Origin of the sequence: Neopoerus faecalis, from assembly GCF_029218125.1 — a bacterium.
Classification (GTDB): domain Bacteria; phylum Bacillota; class Clostridia; order Oscillospirales; family Oscillospiraceae; genus Oscillibacter; species Oscillibacter faecalis_A.
This window is the reverse complement of sequence record NZ_JARFXX010000032.1, coordinates 1-1,162: the sequence shown is the minus strand read 5'-3', so window position 1 is coordinate 1,162 and position 1,162 is coordinate 1. Positions and strand designations below refer to the sequence as shown.

Below are 1,162 nucleotides of genomic sequence, written 5' to 3'. Positions count from 1 at the left end.
GGCCAGTATAGTTGGCGCGAGTCGGCAAAACTAGTTGACGTCTAATAGTTGACGGGGCAATATGTAGTTCACTGCATACCGGTCCGACCCCGTACAGCTTACGCAGCTTATCCAGCAGTGGCATCACTTTTTCCAGAGGCGGTCGAACTCCGCCTTCGCAAAATAAGCGGAAGCCTGGCGAAGGATATCGTTACTGCGGCGCAGTTCACGATTTTCACGTTCCAGCTCTTTCAGACGCTGACGTTCAGCGGTGGTGAGCCCGCCATCACCGCCTCCGGTATCCCGCTCATGCTGGCGTACCCAGACACGCAGAGTCTCCGGTGTACAGCCAATCTTTGGGGCAATGGAACAAATTGTCGCCCATTGTGAGTCATATTCGCCCTGACTTTCCAGAACCATACGAATCGCCCTCTGACGGACTTCGGGGGAAAAACGAGTATTTTTAGTCATCCTGTTTACCTCTTTCTCAGGAAGTTTAGTCTCCAGGATTCCCGGGGCGGTTCAGTTTTTTAAGATGGTGAGGTACTTCGGGTTCCTTGCCAACCGGGTGTGTGGAGAGAAGCTGCCGCAGGTGTACCGTGCTCTGGGGATGGATAAACCGGAAGCAGTGGCGAAAGTGTGCTATGCACAAATGGTGAAACAGTTCCTGAGTCGTGACCCGTTCGAATGCGTGCTGTGCGGCGGCCGGATGGTATACCGCCGGGCCATTGCGGGGCTGAATGTATCAGGGCTGAAGAAAAACGCGCGGGATATCAGTCTGCTGAGGTATATGCCGGCCTGACACAGGCTAAGTGTGCCCGGGAATCGGTGCAAGTATAAAAAACAGCCTGTCACGGTATAAAAATCGACCATGCAGAAATTATGCTGGTTATTTTACCGCTGCTGGTCAATATTTTGTTGATGGGGGGCGCATTCTGGTGGCTCTTTACGCAACTCGATGTCTGGATCCCGACTCTCATGAGTTATGTTCCGGACTGGTTACAATGGCTGAGCTATCTGTTGTGGTCCCTGGCTGTCATCTCTGTGCTGTTAGTGTTTGGCTATTTCTTCTCAACGATTGCTAACTGGATTGCTGCTCCGTTCAACGGTTTATTGGCTGAACAACTGGAAGCAAGACTGACTGGCGCTACACCGCCAGATACCGGAATTTTCGGTATCATGA

Annotated in this window: 1 protein-coding gene, 2 pseudogenes and 1 other annotated feature; of the genes and pseudogenes, 2 read left to right on the top strand and 1 reads right to left on the bottom strand. The window is 52.1% G+C overall.

Features of this window, described 5'->3' with window-relative positions:
* Positions 1–450: pseudogene (locus PY311_RS12590) on the bottom strand (transposase); the annotation flags it as partial.
* Positions 53–169 (bottom strand) — a sequence feature (AL1L pseudoknot). Its footprint overlaps the pseudogene before it by 117 nt.
* A gap of 52 nt (positions 451–502) precedes the next feature.
* On the opposite strand from PY311_RS12590, the pseudogene PY311_RS12585 reads away from it, so the two are divergent.
* Positions 503–781 (top strand): annotated as a pseudogene (locus PY311_RS12585) (IS91 family transposase); the annotation flags it as partial.
* Positions 782–861: 80 nt separating this feature from the next.
* The coding region (gene cysZ / locus PY311_RS12580) for a sulfate transporter CysZ (RefSeq protein WP_286149037.1) at positions 862–1,162 on the top strand (301 nt) is incomplete at its 3' end.